The organism is Streptomyces sp. WG5, assembly GCF_049974565.1.
Classification (GTDB): domain Bacteria; phylum Actinomycetota; class Actinomycetes; order Streptomycetales; family Streptomycetaceae; genus Streptomyces.
Genome location: NZ_JBNGGC010000033.1, coordinates 32278 through 50281, shown reverse-complemented (window position 1 = coordinate 50281; position 18004 = coordinate 32278). Strand labels below are relative to the sequence as shown.

Below are 18004 nucleotides of genomic sequence, written 5' to 3'. Positions count from 1 at the left end.
CGGTTCCCCTCGGGCGCGGGTCCGATCAGGTGACACACTCTGCGGTGTGCCGCTGACCTTCGACGACCTCCTCGCCCGTGCCCGCTCCCTGCCGGCGGGCGGGCGGCGCGCGATCCTGGGCATCGCCGGCAGCCCCGGCGCCGGTAAGTCGACGCTCGCCGAACACCTGGTGCGGGAGCTGAACGGGACCGGCGAGCCGTGGGTCGCGCACGTCCCCATGGACGGCTTCCACCTCGCCGACGCCGAACTGGACCGGCTCGGCCGCCGGGATCGCAAGGGCGCGCCCGACACCTTCGACGCGGCCGGGTACGCGGCGCTGCTGCTCCGCCTGCGCGAGGAGGAGTACGGCGACATCGTGTACGCGCCCGGTTTCGAGCGGGTGCTGGAGCAGCCGCTCGCCGGAGCCGTGCCGGTTCCTCCGTCCGCGCGGCTGGTCGTGACGGAGGGCAACTACCTGCTGCTGGAGACCGGGGCGTGGACGCGGGTGCGCGCCCGTCTCGACGAGGTGTGGTTCTGCGAGCCGGCGGAGACGGAGCGGGTCCGCCGGCTGGTGGCGCGGCACGAACGGTTCGGCAAGTCCCACGAGGAAGCGGTCGCCTGGACGCTGGGCACCGACCAGCGCAACGCCGGCCTGGTCGCCGCGACCCGGGACCGCGCGGACCTCGTGGTGCCGGCGGGGGCCATGCCGGTCCCCGGGTCACCCGGCTGAGCCACCACCGGTGAGGCCCGGCGGGGGCTCCGCGTGCGGGAAGCCGCCGGTCGTGACGTGCGGCAGCACGCTGCTCGCCACGCGGTAGCGGTCGTTCGGCGCGTCGTCCGGCCCGGCGGTGCGCACGGCCGGCGGGCCTGCCCCCTGGTGTCCGTGCCGCTCGGCGTGCCGGACCGGGCAGTCGTTGTCCAGCGCCTGATGGCGCCCCTACGGTGTCACCTGCCGGGGTTTTCGGCGTCCGTCGACCCGGTGCGGCGCGGTCGAACCGGGGCGGCGCGGTCGACGGTGGGGGCGCGGTCGTGGCTCGGTCACGACGCGGTCATTCCTCGTCGTAGTCGTCGGGGCGGACGTGCGCCTCCTCCAGCGCCTCGCGCATGGTCCGGCCGGTGCCCCCGGGCGGGCGGGACGCGTCCTCGTCGCGCTGTTCGAGTACGTCGTCGGTGGTGTCGGTCTTCGGCCGGTTCTCTTCCGGGACGGTCATGGCTGCGGCTCCTCGTCCGTGGTGTGGGTGCGTTTGCTTCCGTGACGGCGGGTTCCCGGACAGCTCGGTGCTATCCCCGCGGGGTGCGATCCCGGACCCGTGTGGGGCGGACACCGTGTCCACGTGGGGCTGACACCGTGTCCACGTGGAGCTGACACCGTGTTCCGTGGGGCGGACGCCGCACTCACCTGGGACCGATGCCGGATTCGTGCGGATCCCGCTCCGGACCGCGCGGCCCCGGGACGGCCTGTGACACCGCCCGGCCGGACACGTGGGGTGGGCTATGTTGACCTCCGTGGGAGACAGAGGAGGCGCACCCTTGCCATCGCCGCAGCAGGCACGCGCGCAGGCATCGGCGATCACCTCGGGACGGGTGGCTCCGGGAACGGAGGCCTCCCCCACGTCCCTGCTCAGGACGCTGTTCGACCGGCCCCGCCTCTCCCCCGGACAGCGGCGCATCGCGCAGTACCTCATCGAGCACCTCACCGAGGCGGCGTTCCTGTCGATCACCGACCTCGCGGACCGGGTGGGCGTGAGCCAGCCGTCGGTGACGCGATTCGCCTCGGCCGTCGGCTTCAGCGGCTACCCGGCGCTGCGGGAGAGGCTCCAGTCGATCGCGCTGGGGACGCGCGGCGGAGCCCCGGCCGAGGAGAACCGGGGCAACGAACTCCAGGCGGCCGTCGACGCCGAGATCGAGAACCTGGAGAACCTGCGGCGCGACTTCGCCGACGCCGACCGGGTGATCGACGTCGGCCGCGGGCTGGCCGCGTCGGCGCCGCTGACCGTCCTCGGGCTGCGCATCTCCGTCTCCCTCGCCGAGTACTTCGCCTACGCCGCCCGCCGCGTCCACCCCGACGTGCGCCTGGTGACCCGGGGCGGCAGCGTCGCCTACGACGCCCTGCTCCAGTCCCGGGAGGCCGGCGGCACGTGGGTGCTGGCCTTCTCCATGCCGCGGCACGCCCACGAGACCCTGGGCGCGGTGCGGGTGGCTCGCGGTGCCGGACTGAAAGTGGCACTGATCACCGACCTGGCGCTCGGCCCCGTCGTGGACGAGGCCGACGTCACCTTCGCGACCGGCACGGGGTCCCGGCTGGTCTTCGACTCCTATGCGGCGCCGGGCGTGATGTGCGCGGCGCTGCTCCAGGCCATGACCGACGCCGATCCCGAGCGGACACAGGCCCGGCTGGAGGAGTACGAGCAGGTCGCCGACCAGCACCAGTTCTTCCTCCGGGACTGAGCCGGCGCCGCTTTCCGGGGGCGGGCGGGGCGACCGTCCCCCGCGGAGGGGAGTCATTCACGGCACAGCAGGCATGAATGTTTTCATACCGCTTGCAAAGCAGATGGCATATATAAATACTGCTCACGGAGCGCGACCCGGCCGCCCCGGAGCGCGTCCGCACCTGGCGAACATCCCCGGCCGTCGACTCCTGCCCGTCCGGCACACCGGGGATGTTCCGTCGGGCATCGCCTGCTCGGGCATCCGCGGCGGTCCCGGCCGTCCCTGGACCGCCCGCCCTCGCCCCACCCCCACGACGCCGCACACCCGGAGGCGATGATCATGCCCCTGACGACCACGCGCATCAGCCCGGACTGGCCCTGCCAGGTCAAGACCCCCGGCAGCTACGACTGGGAGCGCTCGGCGGCCAAGTGGCTGCGCGAACTCGTACCGGCCCGCTACGCCGGCTATCCGGCGCTGATCCGCCACCCCGTGCTGCTCGCCCGCCACGCGCAGCTCCAGGTCCAGCAGGAGATCCGGGTGGCGCGCACCGCTCTGCAGACCGCCCGGGCGGACCTGCCCCGGCTCGGCCTGCCCGAGTCGGTCATCGAGCACACCATCAAGCTGTACGCGGCGGAGGTCCTGCAGTTGCAGCACATCGCGCGCAGCGTGCGGGCGGTCACCGACGCGCTGGTCGAGCGGAGCCCCGCGGGGCGCTGAGTCCGCCCGCGCGGCCAGGGCCCAGGTCGGTGCCGGCGGTTCACGCCGCCGACCGCCCGAGGCCGGGCTCGCGGCCGGCGACACGGTCGGGCACGGTGTGGACGCCGTCGCGGCACGCCGAGCCGACGAAGCCGGCTTTCCGGAACCGCCGGCGGCCGTGGAACCGGAGACAGGGGAACGCCGGGACGACGTGCGTGCTCGGCATCCGCGCACACGACGACCCGGCCGGAACGACGTGCGTGCGCGGGTCACTCCACCGGATGCCCGGGCCGGATGGTGAGGGCGTCGGCGAGCCGCAGCAGCGGTCCGCCGGACGCCTCGCGCCCGCCCCACTCGACGGGTTCGAGGACGTGGCCGACGTGGTCGCCCCCGACGACCCGGTCCACGACGCGGCCGACGAACCACGCCTCGGCGTCCTCCAGGACGACCGCCCCGCCGTGCCCCTCACGCCAGCGGACCTGCTGGAACTTGTCGGTCCGGTCGCCGGTCTGCCCGCCGAAGACCTCGGCCGTCCGGCGCTGGTCGCGGGCGAGCAGATGGACTGCCAGCACGTCGGCGGCCCGCGCCACCCGGAAGGTCCGGTTGACGTCGGACAGCCACACGACGAACCGCACGGGTTCGATGGAGCACTGCGAGGAGAAGCCGACCAGGCAGCCCGCCCGTTCCCCGTCCGCCGCGGCCGTCACCACGCACATGTCCGGGTCGAGCCGCTCGAGAAACACGTTCATGCCGTCCAGGCTAGGCCTGCCCTCCGGGCGGGGTCATGCCGCGAGCAGACGCCGCAGGGCCGTCCGCAGGGCGGAGACGAAGGAGTTCCGGCCCGCCTCGTCGAGGGCGTCCAGCGACAGGTAGGGGTTGAGGTCCTCCAACTCGACCAGGAGCAGCTCACCGCCGGGCGCGCGGCAGGCGTCGACGCGCTGGATGCCGTGGTCGATGCCGTTCCACTCGATGAACCGCCGCGCGAACGCGAGGTCCTCCGGTGTGGCGTCGTACGGCTCCAGCCGCCAGCGCCGGTCGGGGTCCGGCGCGTACAGGGCGTACTGGAAGCCGTGGTCGACGAAGTAGAAGGAGACCTCGTAGGCGAAGTCGACGCGTGGCTGGACGAGGACGTCCCCGGCGTCGTCGAGCACCGTTTCCCGTAGGCGGTCCGCGGGCACGAACCGCAGGCCCGCCGAGTCCGCGCCGAGCCTGGGCTTGACGACGTACTCGTCCGCCGGGGGCAGCCGGTGCACGTCGTCCAGCCGGTCGACGGTGGGGATGACCGGGTGTCCGGCCTCGGCCAGGTCGAGGAGGTACTGCTTGCCGTTCATGTCCGCCCTGCCCGTGAGCTGGTTGTAGACACGGGTGCCGTGCTCGGCCGCGCGCTCGCGAAAGGCGTCGTAGGCAGCCTGATGGCCCAGCACGGGACCGCTGTTGCGTACGACGACGGCGTCGAAGGCGTCCATCAGCGCGGCGGCGTCCGCCGGATGGCACAGGGCCAGGTCGAAGTCCGCGCGCAGACGGGAGGTCAGGAAGACGTCCTCGTCGCCGTAGCGCCGCCCGCGCGCCTCATAGGCCAGGTCGGTGACGTACAGGATGCGGGGGCGGGCGGGTGCCATGCGGGACTCCTCGGTGCTGACCGGTAGCGATCGTATGCGACCGGTACGGCGAGGCGGCAGAGCACTCAGTTCCCTCCCTGCACTGCACTGGGTGTCACAGGTGCCGATGACCTGTTACGTTCCCCTGCATGAGCTCCAGCAGTGCGGCGCCCCGCCGTGGGGACGGGACGGACGCGGCGGATTCCCGGCCGCCGATGCGGGAGGCGCTCGTCGCGGCCGCCTTCCGGCTGTTCCTGGAGCGGGGCTACGAGCGGACGACCGTGGACGACATCGTCGCGCTCGCCGGTGTCGGACGGCGGTCGTTCTTCCGGTACTTCCCTTCCAAGGAGGACGTGGTCTTCCCCGACCACGAGCGCTGCCTGGCCGACATGACCGCCTTCCTGGCCGCTTCCCCGCCGGACGTCGACCCCGTGCGGCGGGTCTGCGACGCGGCCCGGCTGGTGTTGCGCATGTACGCCGAGAACCCGGCCTTCTCGGTGCAGCGTTACCACCTCACGAAGAAGGTCCCCGGGCTGCGCGCGTACGAGTTGTCGGTGGTGTGGCGCTACGAACGCGCCCTCGCCGCGTACCTGCGCGGGCGCCTGGGCGGGCAGCGGGACGGGCTCCTGCGCGCCGACGTGATCGCGGCCGCCGTGGTCGCGGCGCACAACAACGCCCTGCTGTCCTGGCTGCGTTCGGAGGGGCGGGACGACGCCGGCGCCGCGGTGGACCACGCGCTGGCGTACGCCCAGTCCGCGTTCGGCAGCCCTCCCGTTCCGCCGTCGGCCGAGGGGCCCGAGGACGTGGTGGTCGTGGTCGCGCGACGCGGTGCGCCCCTGTGGCAGGTCGTACGCGAGGTCGAGACCGCCCTCGCCCGCGACTGACGGCCGGCGCCGGCCGCCGGCGGTCACGGAGCGCCGGCACCGAACCGCGGACGCGGAATTGGGGTACCGAGTGCCTTTACGAGTGGCACTCAGTGCCATACGCTGTGCGGCGTGCACGGTGGCACGACGAGCCGCGCACACGCGTGCCCGGTGACCGCGCACGCGGATTCCGGCCCGAGTGCAGGGAGTTGACAGCGTGTACCACCACTCAGGAAACGTCGCTCAGCAGGCAGCCGGCTCCGCGACGGGCGTGCTCGACCCCAGGGCCCCCGGTGCCCCGGACGCCGAGGCCATCTTCTTCCAGCGCTGCACCTGGTGCGGCACGGCGATGTACCACCGGGTGCTGTGCCCGGTCTGTCGCGGCAGCGACCTCCGGACGGAACGCAGCGACGGGACGGGCACCGTGCGCCACACCACGGTGGTGCACCGCAACACCCCCGCCGCACGCAACGTGTCCCTGATCGAGATGGCCGAGGGCTTCGTGCTGCGCGGCCGGGTCATGGGGCCGCTCATCGGCATCCACAGCGGGGACCGGGTGCGGCTGTCCACGGCCAAGGACCCGGTACGGGGCCAGCCCGTCTTCCAGCTGGTCGACGAACCGTACCGGGCCTGGACCTGAGCGCCGGCCGGCCGCTCCGGACGTACGCCGCCGGCGCAGGAGGGCGAGCGGCCGTTCAGGACGTGAGCGTGATCCGGATGCCCAGGGTGCCGTCCAGACCCCGGCGCAGCCGGCTGCCGAACAGGGTGAGCCGGCCGACGATGCCGTACTTGCGGGCGATCAGCCGGCGGTAACGGCTGGTGGTGGCCGGGTCGCAGATCTCCGCGGTCGCCGGAACCTGGTCACCGGTCGGGTTGCCGCGCAGGTCGCAGGGGCCGACCAGGACGTCGGCGCGGTTGCGGACGCGCTTGACCTTCCAGGAGTCGGCGGCCGTCCAGACGCCGAGCGAGTCCCCGTCCCGTACGACCCACACCGGTGTGGCGACCGGGGTGCCGTTCTTCCGGTACGTGGTGACCAGCAGGTACTTTCCGGAGCCCAGCCGGGCCAGTGACGCGTCGTCCATGGCCGGAAGTCTAGGCGCGCCCTTGTCGGGCGGGGCCGAAAGCCCTCCCTTCACGCCAGAGCCGCCGCCATCCTCCGCACCGCCTCCGTGATCACCTCGGGCGAGGTCGCCAGGTTGAGCCGTACGTGTCCCGCTCCGCCGGTACCGAAGGGGATGCCGGAGCTGAGGGCCACCCGGCCGCGGTGGAGGAAGACGTCCGCCGGGTCGTCGCCGACGTCCAGCGCACGGCAGTCGAGCCAGGCCAGGTAGGTCGCCTCGCCCGGGCGGTGGACGACACCGGGGAGATGCTCGGCCAGCAGGCCGGTGAGCAGCCGCCGGTTCTCGTCGAGCCCGGCCAGCACGGCGTCCAGCCATGCGGTGCCGTCGCGCAGGGCGGCGGTGTGGGCGAGTACGCCGACGTGGCTCGGTCCGTGGCCGACCTCCTCGGGCATCCGCGCCAGGTCGGCGGCGGCGCCGGGGCCGGCGAGGGCGAGCGCCGCCTTGAGCCCGGCCAGGTTCCAGCCCTTGGACGCCGACATCACCGCGAGGCCGCGCTCGGCGCCGGGCACGCTCAGGTACGGCACGAACCGGGCACCCGTGCCGACCACCGGCGCGTGGATCTCGTCGGCGACGACCCGGACGCCGTACCGCTCGGCGAGGGCGGCCACGGCGGACAGCTCCTGCGCGGTGTGCACGGTGCCGGTCGGGTTGTGCGGGCTGCACAGCAGGTAGGCGGCCCGCCCGCCGTCGGCGACGGCCCGCCGGAAGGCGTCCTCCAGCGCACCGGGGTCGATCCGCAGGTCCGCGCCGAGCGGGGCCTCGACGACGCGCCGGTCCAGGTGGGTGACGAACTGGTAGAACGGCGGGTACACCGGCGGGTTCACGACCACCGGGTCGCCGGGCCCGGTGACCAGTCTGAGCATCTCGACGACGCCCAGCATCACGTCGGGCACGATCGCGGTGCGTTCCACGGCGAGGTCGCCCCACCCCCACCGCTTGCCGGCGAAGGCGGCCAGGGCCTCTGCGTAGGCGGTGCCGACCGGGTAACCGGTGTCGCCGAGTTCCATGGCGTCGGTGACGGCGCGCACCACGGGTTCGGCGAGCGGCACGTCCATCTCGGCCACCCACAGCGGCAGTACGTCCGCGGGGTGGGTGCGCCACTTCATGCTCGTCCGGCGGCGCAGCTGGTCCAGGGTGAGTGCCTGCAAGGGGTTCGGGTCACTGGGCTGGTCCTGCGGGATGCTGGTCATGGCCACAAGATAGGGGGCCGTGGTGCGACCGGGAAACGGGCCGACGGGCACGGACGGCGCCGACGGGGCCGGCCCGAGCGGACGCGGTGACGCCCCGTCCGCCGCGTCCGCGACCGGTCCGCCGGCCCGGTGAACGCGGGCGGGGCCGTCCCCGTACGGGAGGGGGGCGCTCGACGTCCGGAGGCCCCCGCGGTGGCGACACCGCGTGTCCGGGTTCGGGAGCACACACATGAGGCACGCACGACGACACATCGTCCGGCGAACGGCACGGCTGGCGACCGTATGCGGACTCCTGATCGGGGGGACGATGATCACCCGGGCCGTGGCGGACGAATCCCCCGCCGCGTTGGCCGCGCCGTACACAACGGCGCGGACCGCGGCCGGAGGCGGCGCCGGCGCCGGACTCGTGTCACGGCTGGGCGCCTCCCGTACGGCGGGCCACTGGGTCGGCTCCGACGGGCGGCCGGTCGTCGCGGTCACCGACGAGCGCACGGCCGAGGAGGTGCGGCGGGCCGGCGCCGGGGCGAAGGTCGTGCGGCACAGCATGTCCGAGCTGAAGTCCGCGGTCTCGGCGCTGCGTTCGGCGCCCCGGGTGCCCGGGACGGCGTGGGCGCTCGACTACCGGTCGAACGAGGTGGTGGTGCGGGGTGACAGCACGGTCTCCGAATCCGACTGGTCCCGGCTGACGGGTGTCGCGGAGGCCATCGGCGAGTTCGTCCGCGTGGAGCGCACCGGCGGCACGTTCACGACTCGCCTGAACGGGGCGGAGCCGATCCTGTCCGCGGCGGGGCGCTGTTCGGCGGGCTTCAACGTGACCGACGGAACGAGGGACTTCATCCTGACCGCCGGCCACTGCGGGCCGACGGGGTCCGTCTGGTCCGGCGGCGGGGGCGACCGGCAGGTCGGCAGGACGGTCGCCGGGAGTTTCCCCGGGGACGACTTCTCCCTGGTGGAGTACGCGGACGGGAAGGCCGGCGACGGCGCCGACGTGGTGGCGGTCGGTGGTGACCAGGGGGTGCGGATCACGGGAACGGGTGAACCGGCCGTCGGGCAGCGGGTGTTCCGCAGCGGCAGCACCAGCGGGCTGCGCGACGGGCGGGTGACGGCGCTCGACGCGACGGTGAACTATCCGGAGGGCACGGTCACCGGTCTCATCGAGACCGACGTGTGCGCCGAACCGGGGGACAGCGGCGGCCCGATGTTCTCCGAGGGCCTCGCCCTCGGCGTGACGTCGGGCGGCAGCGGCGACTGCGACAAGGGGGGCACGACGTTCTTCCAGCCGTTGCCGGAGGCCATGCGGTCGCTCGGCGTACGGCTGATCGTCTCCGCGCAGGAGGAGGCGGGGCCCGGAGCCGCGTCCTCGCCGCCGGCCGCCGACGGCGGCGGCGCCACCGCGCCGGGGGCGGTGGCACCGGGGACCGCGGCGCCCGTGACGGGCGTCAACGGCTCGACGCCGCTCTCCCGGCTCACCGACCGCCGGAACGTCGGTCCCGGCATGCTCGTCGTCGCGGGCAGCCTGGTCGCGCTGGTGGCCACCCGGTGGATCCGTGCGGAGCAGGACCGCAAGGCCTACCGACGGCACTACTCGACGACGTGGGGGTGAGCTGTGGTGCGGGGGAGGCAGGGCGTGGGTGAGGGAGGCGGCGGCGCGTCCGGAGGCGCCGCGCACGGGGATGGCCGGCTCGGCCCGCCGGACTGCGGCGGGACGTTCGCCGGCGCCGTCCGGGGCCGTCACCGGACGCAGCGGATGTGCGCCGCCCGGCCCTGTGCCCGCCTGGCGGCGTCGGGCGGCATCGGGCGGCCCGCAGGACGTGGAGCACCGCCCGCGGTCACCACCGCGGAGGACGGCCGCGCGCCGGCCGCCCACGTGGTGGGCGGGGCCGGCGTCCGGTTCGGCCGGTGGGTTGTCCGGTGAGGCGGTCCCCCAGGACGGGTACGCCGCACAGGACGGAGAGCGCGACGCCTGTGACGGTGCTCACGGGCACCACGACGCTCATCGCGCCGCGGCGCGGGCCCCGGTCGAGGGAGTGCATGGCGACGCCGCTGCCCACGCCGGGCAGGCCGCCCCACCCCAGGTCCGCGGGGCGGACGCCGGGTGCGGTCACGAGGAGGGCGGCCCGCAGGCGAGTGCGAGCCCGCCGACCTGGCCGAGGAAGGTGACGGCGACGACATGGACGCGCCGGGACCGCAGGCCGCCGGCGAAGTCCACGGTGCCGTAGCAGACGGCCGAGGTCAGTGCGAGAAGGGCACCCGTCCGTTGGGGGTGCCCGGGGCCAAGGCTCCGGGCAGCCGAGGAGTCAGGCGGCGGTCAGGCAGCCTTCGCGGGCTCCGGGGCCGCGCTGGCCCACTCCATGACGAGCCGCTGGTACTCCGCGCGCTGCTCGACGCTCAGTATCCCGCCCGACCGGAGCCACAGGGCCCGGATCTCCTCGTTGACCTCGGCAGCCGATCGCTCGGAGGAGGGTTCAACAGTGGTGGACATGCTGTGAAGCATACGGCGCCTGGCGTGAAGACGATGTGAGTAATGGCGAGCCAACCGGACATAACGGACCGTGTTACTGATCACGTCAACCGTCTCATCTGTCAAGGGCTACCGGCGAGTTCGTTCACGTCATCTGTGTTCTGGCGCACATGGCACGCCTCTTCACACCTGCGCCGCTCCCAGTACCAGAACCTGGATCGCCAACACCGCGGCGCCGCGTGCCCAGTCGTGGAAGTCGGACACCCGGGTCTCCAGACCGACCGGCGCGGCCCGCGGATGCCGGTTGTCGCGGATGGTGTTCTCCACCACGTTTCCGGCCACGTCCATCAGGCCCACCCCCTCCCCCGCGAGCAGGATCTTCTGCGGCATCACGAAGTTGGCGATCTGCGCCACCAGGGCCCCCAGGGCCCGTCCGGCCTCCTCGACGACCCGGGCGGACACGGGCTCGCCGGCCGCGGCGGACGCGAGGATCTCCTCGTAGCCCAGGTCGCGGCCGGTGGCGGCCTGGACCTGGTAGCGGATGTTCGGGATGGTCAGCAGCGAGACGGCGCTGCCGCGCCGGCCGTCGGGGGTGAGCGGGCCGTACGGGTCGAGGATCCAGTGGCGGCCGAAGCCGCGGTCCTCGTCCCCCGGGTACGGCACGCGCTTGCCGCCCAGCACGAGCCCGTACCCGAGCCCGGCGCCGACGGTGAGGACGACGAACCGGTCCAGGCCGCGCCCCGCCCCGAACCAGGTCTCGGCCTCCACGAAAGCGGCGGTGTCGTTCTCGACGACGACCGGCAGTCCGGTGCGGTCCTCGACGAGTCCGGCCAGCGGGACTCCCCGCCACCCGAGGAAGGGGGACTCGCCGACCACGGCCCGGCCCTCGACGAGTCCGCCGACGCCGATGCCGATACCGGCGACCCGGGGACGGCCGCGGGACAGCTCCCCGGTCATCGCGGCCAGCAGGTCGGCGACCTCACCGGGCTCGTGCGTGGTGAGCGCACGGTCGTGCCGGGCGACGATCTCACTCCTGAGGGTGGTGACGACGCCGTACACCATGTCACCGGTGATCTTGAAGCCCAGGAAGTACCGGGAGTCGGTGACCACGTCGAGCGGCTGCGACGGACGGCCCAGGCGCACTCCCGCCGGCGCGCCCGCCTCGGGGACCTCGACCAGCAGCCGCGACTCGATGAGCGGCTTGGTCAGCCGGGTGAGGCTGCCCGGTGAGAGGCCGAGCCGCCGGGCGAGCTCGGTACGGGACAGCGGTCCGTGCACGAGCACCTCGATCGCCACGGAGCGTTCTCCGGGACTCAACGGCAGCCAGTTCTCGGCACTGGTGGGCATGTGATCGAGCCCCACTTTCTTCTGAGCCGGAAACAACTGAGCCAGTCTAGGCGGCTTTTCCTTCGTAAAGGATGTTCGCGCGACCTCTTGACGCGTTGATTATTCCGGTCCAAAAGTAAATGGGACCGAGCCGCCGCATGCGAGGGAGTCCGCCGATGACCATCGCCTCCAGCAGCCCCGGCGGGAAGCGGGGTGACGGACGTCTCGCCGCGGTGTTCATCGCCCCGGCGCTCCTGGGCTTCGTGGTCTTCCTGCTCTGGCCGACGCTGCGCGGGATCTACCTGAGCTTCACCCGCTTCAACCTCCTGACCCCGGCCCAGTGGGTGGGCCTGGACAACTACGTGCGGATGGTCAACGACCCCATCTTCTGGGAGTCGATGCGGGTCACGGTCGTCTACGTGGTCGTCAACATCGGGGTGCAGACGGTCTCGGCCCTGGCCATCGCCGTGCTCCTCCAGCGGCTGACCCAGTCGTCACTGCTGCGCGGGATCGTGCTCACGCCGTACCTGATGTCCAACGTCGTGGCCGGCATCGTCTGGCTGTGGATGCTGGACACCCAGCTCGGCATCGGCAACGAGATCATCGCGGGGCTCGGTCTCGACCGCATCCCGTTCCTGGCCGACGAGACCTGGGCGGTACCGACCATCGCGCTGATCAACGTGTGGCGCCACGTCGGCTACACCGCGCTGCTGCTGTTCGCGGGGCTCCAGGCCATCCCCGGCGACATGTACGAGGCCGCGAAGGTGGACGGCGCGAGCGAGTGGCGGATGTTCTGGCGGATCACGATGCCGCTGCTGCGGCCGGTCCTCGCGGTCGTCCTCATCATGACGGTGATCGGTTCCTTCCAGGTCTTCGACACGGTCGCCGTGACCACCGGGGGCGGACCGGCCAACGCCACCAACGTGCTCCAGTTCTACATCTACGGCGCCGCCTTCGGCCGCTTCCAGTTCGGGTACGCCTCGGCGATGTCGGTCGCCCTGCTGGTCGTGCTGAGCGCCATCACCTTCGTCCAGTACCGGCTCACCCGGGCCGGCCGGACCGACCTCGGCTGACGGAGAGGAGAACGAGATGACCGAGACGGCCTCCACGGCCGACACGGCACCCAAGGGCGACGCGGCCCCCGTCACCGGCACCGTCTCCGCGGCCGGCCCGGCGACGGCACGGCGCGGCAGGCGCAGGCGGCTCTCCCCCGGGCGGATCGCGGCCTGGGCGGTGATGGCCGCGATCGTGCTCGTCACCCTGCTGCCCTTCTACTGGATCCTGCGCACCGCGCTGTCCGCCAACACCGGGCTGGCCGCCCACCCGGCGGACCCGCTGCCGGTCGCCCCGACCACCAGCGGCTTCGAGCGGGCCCTCGGCCTGCAGTCCGCCGAGGAGGCGATCGCGCAGGGCGGCTCGGGCAGCGGACTGAAGTTCTGGCGGTACCTGCTCAATTCGGTGTTCGTCTCCACCCTGGTCACCGTCTGCCAGATCCTCTTCTCCGCCATGGCCGCCTACGCCTTCGCCCGGCTGCGCTGGCGGGGCCGGGACACCGTGTTCGCCCTGTTCCTGGCCGGGCTGATGGTGCCGGCCGTCTTCACCCTGCTGCCGAACTTCGTCCTCATCAAGGAGATCGGGCTGGTCGACTCCCTGCTGGGCATCGCTCTCCCGACGATGTTCATGACCCCGTTCGCGGTGTTCTTCCTGCGGCAGTTCTTCATGAACCTTCCCGGGGAGGTGGAGGAGGCCGCCCTGCTGGATGGCGCCGGGAAGGTGCGGGTCTTCTCCCGGGTGATGCTGCCGATGGCGGCGACGCCCGTGCTGACACTGGCCGTGCTCACGTACATCACGTCCTGGAACGACTACTTCTGGCCGCTGATGGTCTCCTACAGCGACAGCTCGCGCGTACTCACCGTGGCACTGGCCGTCTTCCGCGCGCAGACCCCGACGACCGGCACCGACTGGTCCGGCCTGATGGCGGCCACGCTCATCGCGGCACTTCCGATGCTGCTGCTCTTCGGTGTCTTCGCGCGCCGCATCGTCAGCACCATCAGTTTCACCGGCATCAAGTGAGGGGACGGACATGCGATTTCGTACGGCCGCCGCTCTGACCGGGGCGCTGGTGCTGTCCCTGGTGAGCGGCTGCGCCCGGGACGGCGGCGCCGGATCGTCCGCGGACACGGTGACGTACTGGCTCTGGGACACCAACCAGCTCCCCGCGTACCAGGCGTGCGCGAAGGACTTCGAAAAGCGGAACCCCGGCCTGGACGTGAAGATCTCCCAGATGGGCTGGGACGACTACTGGACCAAGCTCACCGCGAGCTTCATCGCGGGCACCCAGCCCGACGTGTTCACCGACCACATCCAGAAGTTCGGCCAGTTCGCCGGCCTGAAGGTGCTGGAGCCGCTCGACGGCCTGGGCATCGAGGACTCCGCCTACCAGCCCGGTCTGGCCGCCGGCTGGCTCGGCGAGGACGGCCACCGCTACGGCGCCCCGAAGGACTGGGACACCGTCGCCCTCTTCTACAACGAGCGGATGGCACAGGACGCCGGCCTGAGTGCCGAGGAGCTGAACGGCCTCTCCTGGAACCCCGTGGACGGCGGCACCTTCGAGAAGGCGATCGCGCGCCTGACCGTGGACGAGAAGGGCCGGCGCGGTGACCAGCCCGGCTTCGACAAGGACAATGTCGAGGTCTACGGCCTGGCCACCAACGGCGGCGGCGACGGTGACGGCCAGACCACCTGGAGCCACCTCGCCGCGTCCGCCGGCTGGACCTACACGGACAAGGAGCGGTGGGGCACCGAGTACCGGTACGACGACGACACGTTCCAGTCGGTCATCGAGTGGTACTTCGGGCTGGCCGACCAGGGCTACATGGCCCCCTTCACCGACTACTCCGTGTCCAACCAGGCCAACGCCCAGGTGGCCGCGGGCAGGGCGGCCGCCGCCTTCGACGGAGCGTGGATGCTCTCGACGTACGCCGGTTTCGAGGGCGTCGACTTCGCCACCGCCGTCACTCCCGCCGGTCCGACCGGCAAGCGGGCCACGATGATGAACGGTCTCGCGGACTCCGTCACCAAGGACGCCCGCAACAAGCCGGGCGCCCTGAAGTGGGTGAAGTACCTGGCCTCCGAGGAGTGCCAGCGGACCGTGGGCGGCTACGGCATCGTCTTCCCGGCCACGCCCGACGGCACCGAGGCGGCCGTCGCGGCCTACGAGAAGAAGGGCATCGACGTGACGGCCTTCACCCGGCCGGTCGAGGACGAAGAGGGGTTCCGGACCTTCTCCTACCCCATCACCAACTACGCCGCGGACGTGCAGGCACTCATGCGCCCCGCCATGCAGGACATCTACGGCGGCGGAAAACCCGTCAGCAGCCTCGACGAGACCAATGACCAGATCAATCTGATCCTCGACCAGTGAAAGGCACACCATCCATGACGTTCTCCCTCGGCATCGTAGGTGCCGGCCAGTTCTCCGGCCAGTTCGCCAGGCTGTTCATGGCCCACCCGGGTGTGAGCGACGTGTACGTCACCGACCTGCTGCCGGAACGGGCCGAACGGCTCACCGCCGCCGAAGGCCTCACCGGCACCTTCCCGACCTATGAGGCGATGCTGGAGTCCAGGGCGGTCGACGCCGTCGCGGTCTTCACGCAGCGCTGGACGCACGCGCCGCTGGTCCTCCAGGGGCTGGCCGCGGGCAAGCACGTGTACTCGGCGGTCCCCATGGCGATCAGCACGCAGGAGATCGCGGAGATCATCGACATGGTCAAGGCGACCGGACTGACGTACATGATGGGCGAGACCAGCCAGTACCACCCGGCGACCGTGCACGCCCGCAACCGGATCGCCGAGGGCGCCTTCGGACGGCTCTTCTACGCCGAGGGCGACTACGTCCACGACATGGACCTGGGGTTCTACGAGGCCTACCAGTACAGCGGCGGCGAGGGGTGGAAGGCCACCGCCAGCTATCCGCCACTGCTGTACCCGACGCACTCGGTGGGCGGGGTGCTGGGCGCCTGGCAGACGCACGCGGTCAGCGTCTCGGCGCTCGGGGTGGTGGACGAGCGCGGGGACGGGGTCTTCGACCGGTCGGTCAGCCAGTTCGACAACGACGTCTCCAACGCGACGGCACTGTTCGAGGTGGCCGGCGGCGGGTCGTTCCGTACGAACGAGTTCCGGCGGGTCGGCTATCCCTCGCACATCCGGGAGTCCCGTTTCCGGTTCTTCGGAACCGAGGCGAGCATGGAGCAGCTCGCCACGGTGGCGCTGTGGCAGGACAAGAACGGGGTGGAGGACATCAGCGAACTGCTGGAGCCCAAACCCACCACGTCCCCCGACGACCCGTCCCTCCAGCACGTCGCACCGGAGCTGCGGGCGGCCTTCACCTCGGGTTCGGCGCCGGTGCACGACCGGGCGCGGCTGCCACGGGCGTACGACCGGATGAGCAACGGGCACGAGGGCAGCCACCACTTCCTGGCGGACGACTTCGTGACCGCGGTCAACTCCCGGACGCTGCCGTCCGTGAACGCGTGGATCGCCGCCCGCTACACCCTGCCGGGCATCGTCGCGCACGAGTCCGCGCGGCAGGGCGGTACCAGGCTGGAGATCCCGGACTTCGGGGACGCTCCCCAGCTGTGACGCGAAGGCGTGAGCCGGGTGCCCGGATCCGTCAGGTGCCCGGCTTGCGTCCGTACACGTGGACGTCGTCGCCCTTCCTCAGCAGCGACCAGTACTTCTTGGCGTCGGACTTGGTCATGTTGACGCAGCCGTGCGAGCCCGGCGGGCTCCACATGCTGACGCCGGCCGCGTGGAAGGCCTGGCCGCCGTCGAAGAACTGGCTGTAGGGCATCGGCACGTCGTAGATCGTCGAGTGGTGGTCGATGTTGCGCCAGTAGACCTTCTTCGGGCCGGTGCGGGTCTCGTGGCCGTTGCGGCCGGTGCGGACCGGTACCGGGCCGTACACGAGCTTCCTGCCGTCCTGGATCCAGCTCAGCTGGAGCGTGAGGTCGACGCAGGCGATACGGCCCTTGTTGACCGGGCACTTGCCCGACTTGTTGGGATTCTTTCCGACGGCCTTCTGCTTCGTCATCAGGTCCATCACACCCCAGGTGACGGGGCCCGCGTAGCCGATGTTCGGCGTGATGCCGTGCTTGGTCTGGAAGGCGCGGATCGCCTTGCAGTCGGCGGTGGACTGTTTGCCGTCGGCCGGGCGGCCGAGGAACTTCTCCACCTTCTTCTGGTGCGGCCCCGTCTGCGTCGTACAGCTCGCCGCCTGGGCTGGTGCGGCGCCGAGCGCGAGCGTGAGCGGTGCCACCAGTGCGGTGACCCCGAGTGCGACGGCTCCCCGTCGGTGCATGTCCCCCATGGCTGGTCGGCCTTTCGCGTCGAAGCGGTGGATCGGACGGAGGGGGTAACCCGTGGTGCGCTCCCCCCTTGGGAGACCACCGCCCGGCCGTTTCGGTTGCCCGACCCGCCCGTACCGCGACGAAACGGTGACAAACGCCGCCCGGTGCCCCGGCCCGTCGAGCGGCCGTCAGTCCGTGCCGTCCCCTTCCCGGCACGCCTGCCGGAACCCGGTGTTGACCGCGGTGAGACCGCCGTCGACGACCAGCGTGGTGCCGGTGATCCAGGACGCGTCCCGCGAGGCGAGGAAGGCGACGGCCGCCGCGATGTCCTCGGGTTCGCCGACCCGCCCCAGCGGGTACAGCCGCCGGACCGCCGCCAACTCCGTGTCCCGGCCCTCCCAGGCCGTGGTGCGCACGGTGCCCGGCGTCACGAGGTTGACGCGGACACCGCGCGCGGCGGCGTGTCCGGCGAGGGTGCGGGTGAGGGAGGCGAGGCCCGCCTTGGCGGCGCTGTAGGCGTGGTTGCCGAAGTCCTGGACGGCGTTGACCGAGCCGACGCTCACGATCGCGCCGCGCCCCGAGGCCGCGAGGTGGGGCAGCGCGGCGCGGCAGCAGCGGTAGGCGCCGGTGAGGGTGACGTCGAGGTCGCGGGCCCAGACCTCGTCCGGCTCGTCCTCGAAGAGCGCGGCGTCGGGCGTGCAGGCGTAGGCGTTGTTGACCAGCACGTCGAGGGTGCCGAAGGTGTCCACGGCGTGGGCGACGGCCGCCTCGACGGACGCCCGGTCGGTGACGTCGCAGGCGAACGCCTCGGCGGTGAGCCCCTGTTCCGTCAGCTCGCCCGCCGTCCGCCGCGCCGCGGCGAGGTCCACGTCGGTCAGCAGCACCCGTGCCCCCTCGCCGGCGAGCCGGCGTGCGGTGGCCGCGCCGATGCCCCGGGCCGCGCCCGTGATCAGTACGCCGTGGTCGGTGAAACGCCCTGTGTCCGTCATGGC

At 72.3% G+C, this 18004-nt stretch carries 19 protein-coding genes; 10 read left to right on the top strand and 9 right to left on the bottom strand.

Annotated features, from left to right (window positions below; all coding sequences use genetic code 11):
- Positions 1 to 46 precede the first annotated feature (46 nt).
- Positions 47 to 709, top strand: coding sequence for a nucleoside/nucleotide kinase family protein (locus ACP4IX_RS28625; RefSeq protein WP_426519006.1), 663 nt, complete (start codon positions 47 to 49; stop codon positions 707 to 709).
- A gap of 319 nt (positions 710 to 1028) precedes the next feature.
- On the opposite strand, the gene ACP4IX_RS28620 is transcribed toward ACP4IX_RS28625, so the two are convergent.
- On the bottom strand, positions 1029 to 1190 hold the full coding sequence (locus ACP4IX_RS28620) for a hypothetical protein (RefSeq protein ID WP_426519010.1): 162 nt from the start codon (positions 1188 to 1190) through the stop codon (positions 1029 to 1031).
- 319 nt (positions 1191 to 1509) lie between these two features.
- Here ACP4IX_RS28620 and ACP4IX_RS28615 point away from each other — a divergent pair, with 319 nt between their 5' ends.
- Positions 1510 to 2427, top strand: a complete 918-nt coding sequence (locus ACP4IX_RS28615) for a MurR/RpiR family transcriptional regulator (protein ID WP_426519012.1) — start codon at positions 1510 to 1512, stop codon at positions 2425 to 2427.
- Positions 2428 to 2742: 315 nt separating this feature from the next.
- Entirely contained in the window at positions 2743 to 3126 is a 384-nt protein-coding gene (locus ACP4IX_RS28610) for a hypothetical protein (protein WP_426519014.1), read from the top strand.
- A gap of 248 nt (positions 3127 to 3374) precedes the next feature.
- Here the strand turns inward: ACP4IX_RS28610 and ACP4IX_RS28605 are convergent, their stop codons facing one another.
- The gene (locus ACP4IX_RS28605; RefSeq protein WP_426557403.1) at positions 3375 to 3863 is read right to left on the bottom strand and encodes a flavin reductase family protein; all 489 of its coding nucleotides are present in this window, start codon (positions 3861 to 3863) and stop codon (positions 3375 to 3377) included.
- 24 nt (positions 3864 to 3887) lie between these two features.
- The gene (locus tag ACP4IX_RS28600) at positions 3888 to 4724 is read right to left on the bottom strand and encodes a hypothetical protein (RefSeq protein WP_426557365.1); all 837 of its coding nucleotides are present in this window, start codon (positions 4722 to 4724) and stop codon (positions 3888 to 3890) included.
- A gap of 128 nt (positions 4725 to 4852) precedes the next feature.
- Here ACP4IX_RS28600 and ACP4IX_RS28595 point away from each other — a divergent pair, with 128 nt between their 5' ends.
- On the top strand, positions 4853 to 5587 hold the full coding sequence (locus tag ACP4IX_RS28595) for a TetR family transcriptional regulator (protein WP_426519018.1): 735 nt from the start codon (positions 4853 to 4855) through the stop codon (positions 5585 to 5587).
- 196 nt (positions 5588 to 5783) lie between these two features.
- The gene (locus ACP4IX_RS28590; protein WP_426557363.1) at positions 5784 to 6206 is read left to right on the top strand and encodes a Zn-ribbon domain-containing OB-fold protein; all 423 of its coding nucleotides are present in this window, start codon (positions 5784 to 5786) and stop codon (positions 6204 to 6206) included.
- Between the two features lie 55 nt (positions 6207 to 6261).
- On the opposite strand, the gene ACP4IX_RS28585 is transcribed toward ACP4IX_RS28590, so the two are convergent.
- Together ACP4IX_RS28585 and ACP4IX_RS28580 are read right to left on the bottom strand one after the other, a co-directional pair.
- On the bottom strand, positions 6262 to 6648 hold the full coding sequence (locus ACP4IX_RS28585; RefSeq protein ID WP_426557361.1) for a PPOX class F420-dependent oxidoreductase: 387 nt from the start codon (positions 6646 to 6648) through the stop codon (positions 6262 to 6264).
- A 50-nt stretch (positions 6649 to 6698) separates the two neighbouring features.
- Positions 6699 to 7877, bottom strand: a complete 1179-nt coding sequence (locus ACP4IX_RS28580) for a MalY/PatB family protein (RefSeq protein ID WP_426557359.1) — start codon at positions 7875 to 7877, stop codon at positions 6699 to 6701.
- 229 nt (positions 7878 to 8106) lie between these two features.
- Between ACP4IX_RS28580 and ACP4IX_RS28575 the strand changes: the two genes are divergently transcribed.
- Positions 8107 to 9480, top strand: coding sequence for a S1 family peptidase (locus tag ACP4IX_RS28575; RefSeq protein WP_426557357.1), 1374 nt, complete (start codon positions 8107 to 8109; stop codon positions 9478 to 9480).
- A gap of 705 nt (positions 9481 to 10185) precedes the next feature.
- Here ACP4IX_RS28575 and ACP4IX_RS28570 read toward each other — a convergent pair.
- Positions 10186 to 10371, bottom strand: coding sequence for a hypothetical protein (locus ACP4IX_RS28570; protein ID WP_426519028.1), 186 nt, complete (start codon positions 10369 to 10371; stop codon positions 10186 to 10188).
- Positions 10372 to 10521: 150 nt separating this feature from the next.
- Positions 10522 to 11685, bottom strand: coding sequence for an ROK family transcriptional regulator (locus ACP4IX_RS28565; RefSeq protein WP_426557355.1), 1164 nt, complete (start codon positions 11683 to 11685; stop codon positions 10522 to 10524).
- Positions 11686 to 11840: 155 nt separating this feature from the next.
- Between ACP4IX_RS28565 and ACP4IX_RS28560 the strand changes: the two genes are divergently transcribed.
- The 4 genes from ACP4IX_RS28560 to ACP4IX_RS28545 are packed head-to-tail and all read left to right on the top strand — an operon-like array spanning position 11841 to position 16305.
- Positions 11841 to 12737 (top strand): carbohydrate ABC transporter permease, encoded by an 897-nt coding sequence (locus ACP4IX_RS28560; protein ID WP_426557353.1) that lies wholly within the window; start codon positions 11841 to 11843, stop codon positions 12735 to 12737.
- 16 nt (positions 12738 to 12753) lie between these two features.
- Positions 12754 to 13737 carry a carbohydrate ABC transporter permease gene (locus ACP4IX_RS28555; protein WP_426519034.1) on the top strand — a complete coding sequence of 328 codons (984 nt, stop codon included), beginning with the start codon at positions 12754 to 12756 and terminating at the stop codon, positions 13735 to 13737.
- Positions 13738 to 13747: 10 nt separating this feature from the next.
- Positions 13748 to 15088, top strand: coding sequence for an ABC transporter substrate-binding protein (locus ACP4IX_RS28550; protein ID WP_426557351.1), 1341 nt, complete (start codon positions 13748 to 13750; stop codon positions 15086 to 15088).
- 14 nt (positions 15089 to 15102) lie between these two features.
- Positions 15103 to 16305 (top strand): Gfo/Idh/MocA family protein, encoded by a 1203-nt coding sequence (locus ACP4IX_RS28545; protein ID WP_426557349.1) that lies wholly within the window; start codon positions 15103 to 15105, stop codon positions 16303 to 16305.
- A gap of 31 nt (positions 16306 to 16336) precedes the next feature.
- On the opposite strand, the gene ACP4IX_RS28540 is transcribed toward ACP4IX_RS28545, so the two are convergent.
- Both ACP4IX_RS28540 and ACP4IX_RS28535 read right to left on the bottom strand, forming a co-directional pair.
- Positions 16337 to 17032 (bottom strand): L,D-transpeptidase family protein, encoded by a 696-nt coding sequence (locus ACP4IX_RS28540; protein ID WP_426557347.1) that lies wholly within the window; start codon positions 17030 to 17032, stop codon positions 16337 to 16339.
- Positions 17033 to 17200: 168 nt separating this feature from the next.
- A complete protein-coding gene (locus ACP4IX_RS28535) occupies positions 17201 to 18001 on the bottom strand; it encodes an SDR family NAD(P)-dependent oxidoreductase (RefSeq protein WP_426557346.1) in 801 nt (266 codons plus the stop codon).
- Positions 18002 to 18004: the final 3 nt, after the last annotated feature.

Bases quoted from the DNA above. Each gene is read 5' to 3' on its own strand.
- ACP4IX_RS28620 (WP_426519010.1), bottom strand. From the start codon at position 1,190: ATGACCGTCCCGGAAGAGAACCGGCCGAAGACCGACACCACCGACGAC.
- ACP4IX_RS28610 (WP_426519014.1), top strand. From the start codon at position 2,743: ATGATCATGCCCCTGACGACCACGCGCATCAGCCCGGACTGGCCCTGC.
- ACP4IX_RS28600 (WP_426557365.1), bottom strand. From the start codon at position 4,724: ATGGCACCCGCCCGCCCCCGCATCCTGTACGTCACCGACCTGGCCTAT.
- ACP4IX_RS28595 (WP_426519018.1), top strand. From the start codon at position 4,853: ATGAGCTCCAGCAGTGCGGCGCCCCGCCGTGGGGACGGGACGGACGCG.
- ACP4IX_RS28585 (WP_426557361.1), bottom strand. From the start codon at position 6,648: ATGGACGACGCGTCACTGGCCCGGCTGGGCTCCGGAAAGTACCTGCTG.
- ACP4IX_RS28580 (WP_426557359.1), bottom strand. From the start codon at position 7,877: ATGACCAGCATCCCGCAGGACCAGCCCAGTGACCCGAACCCCTTGCAG.
- ACP4IX_RS28575 (WP_426557357.1), top strand. From the start codon at position 8,107: ATGAGGCACGCACGACGACACATCGTCCGGCGAACGGCACGGCTGGCG.
- ACP4IX_RS28570 (WP_426519028.1), bottom strand. From the start codon at position 10,371: ATGCTTCACAGCATGTCCACCACTGTTGAACCCTCCTCCGAGCGATCG.
- ACP4IX_RS28565 (WP_426557355.1), bottom strand. From the start codon at position 11,685: ATGCCCACCAGTGCCGAGAACTGGCTGCCGTTGAGTCCCGGAGAACGC.
- ACP4IX_RS28560 (WP_426557353.1), top strand. From the start codon at position 11,841: ATGACCATCGCCTCCAGCAGCCCCGGCGGGAAGCGGGGTGACGGACGT.
- ACP4IX_RS28555 (WP_426519034.1), top strand. From the start codon at position 12,754: ATGACCGAGACGGCCTCCACGGCCGACACGGCACCCAAGGGCGACGCG.
- ACP4IX_RS28550 (WP_426557351.1), top strand. From the start codon at position 13,748: ATGCGATTTCGTACGGCCGCCGCTCTGACCGGGGCGCTGGTGCTGTCC.
- ACP4IX_RS28545 (WP_426557349.1), top strand. From the start codon at position 15,103: ATGACGTTCTCCCTCGGCATCGTAGGTGCCGGCCAGTTCTCCGGCCAG.
- ACP4IX_RS28540 (WP_426557347.1), bottom strand. From the start codon at position 17,032: ATGGGGGACATGCACCGACGGGGAGCCGTCGCACTCGGGGTCACCGCA.
- ACP4IX_RS28535 (WP_426557346.1), bottom strand. From the start codon at position 18,001: ATGACGGACACAGGGCGTTTCACCGACCACGGCGTACTGATCACGGGC.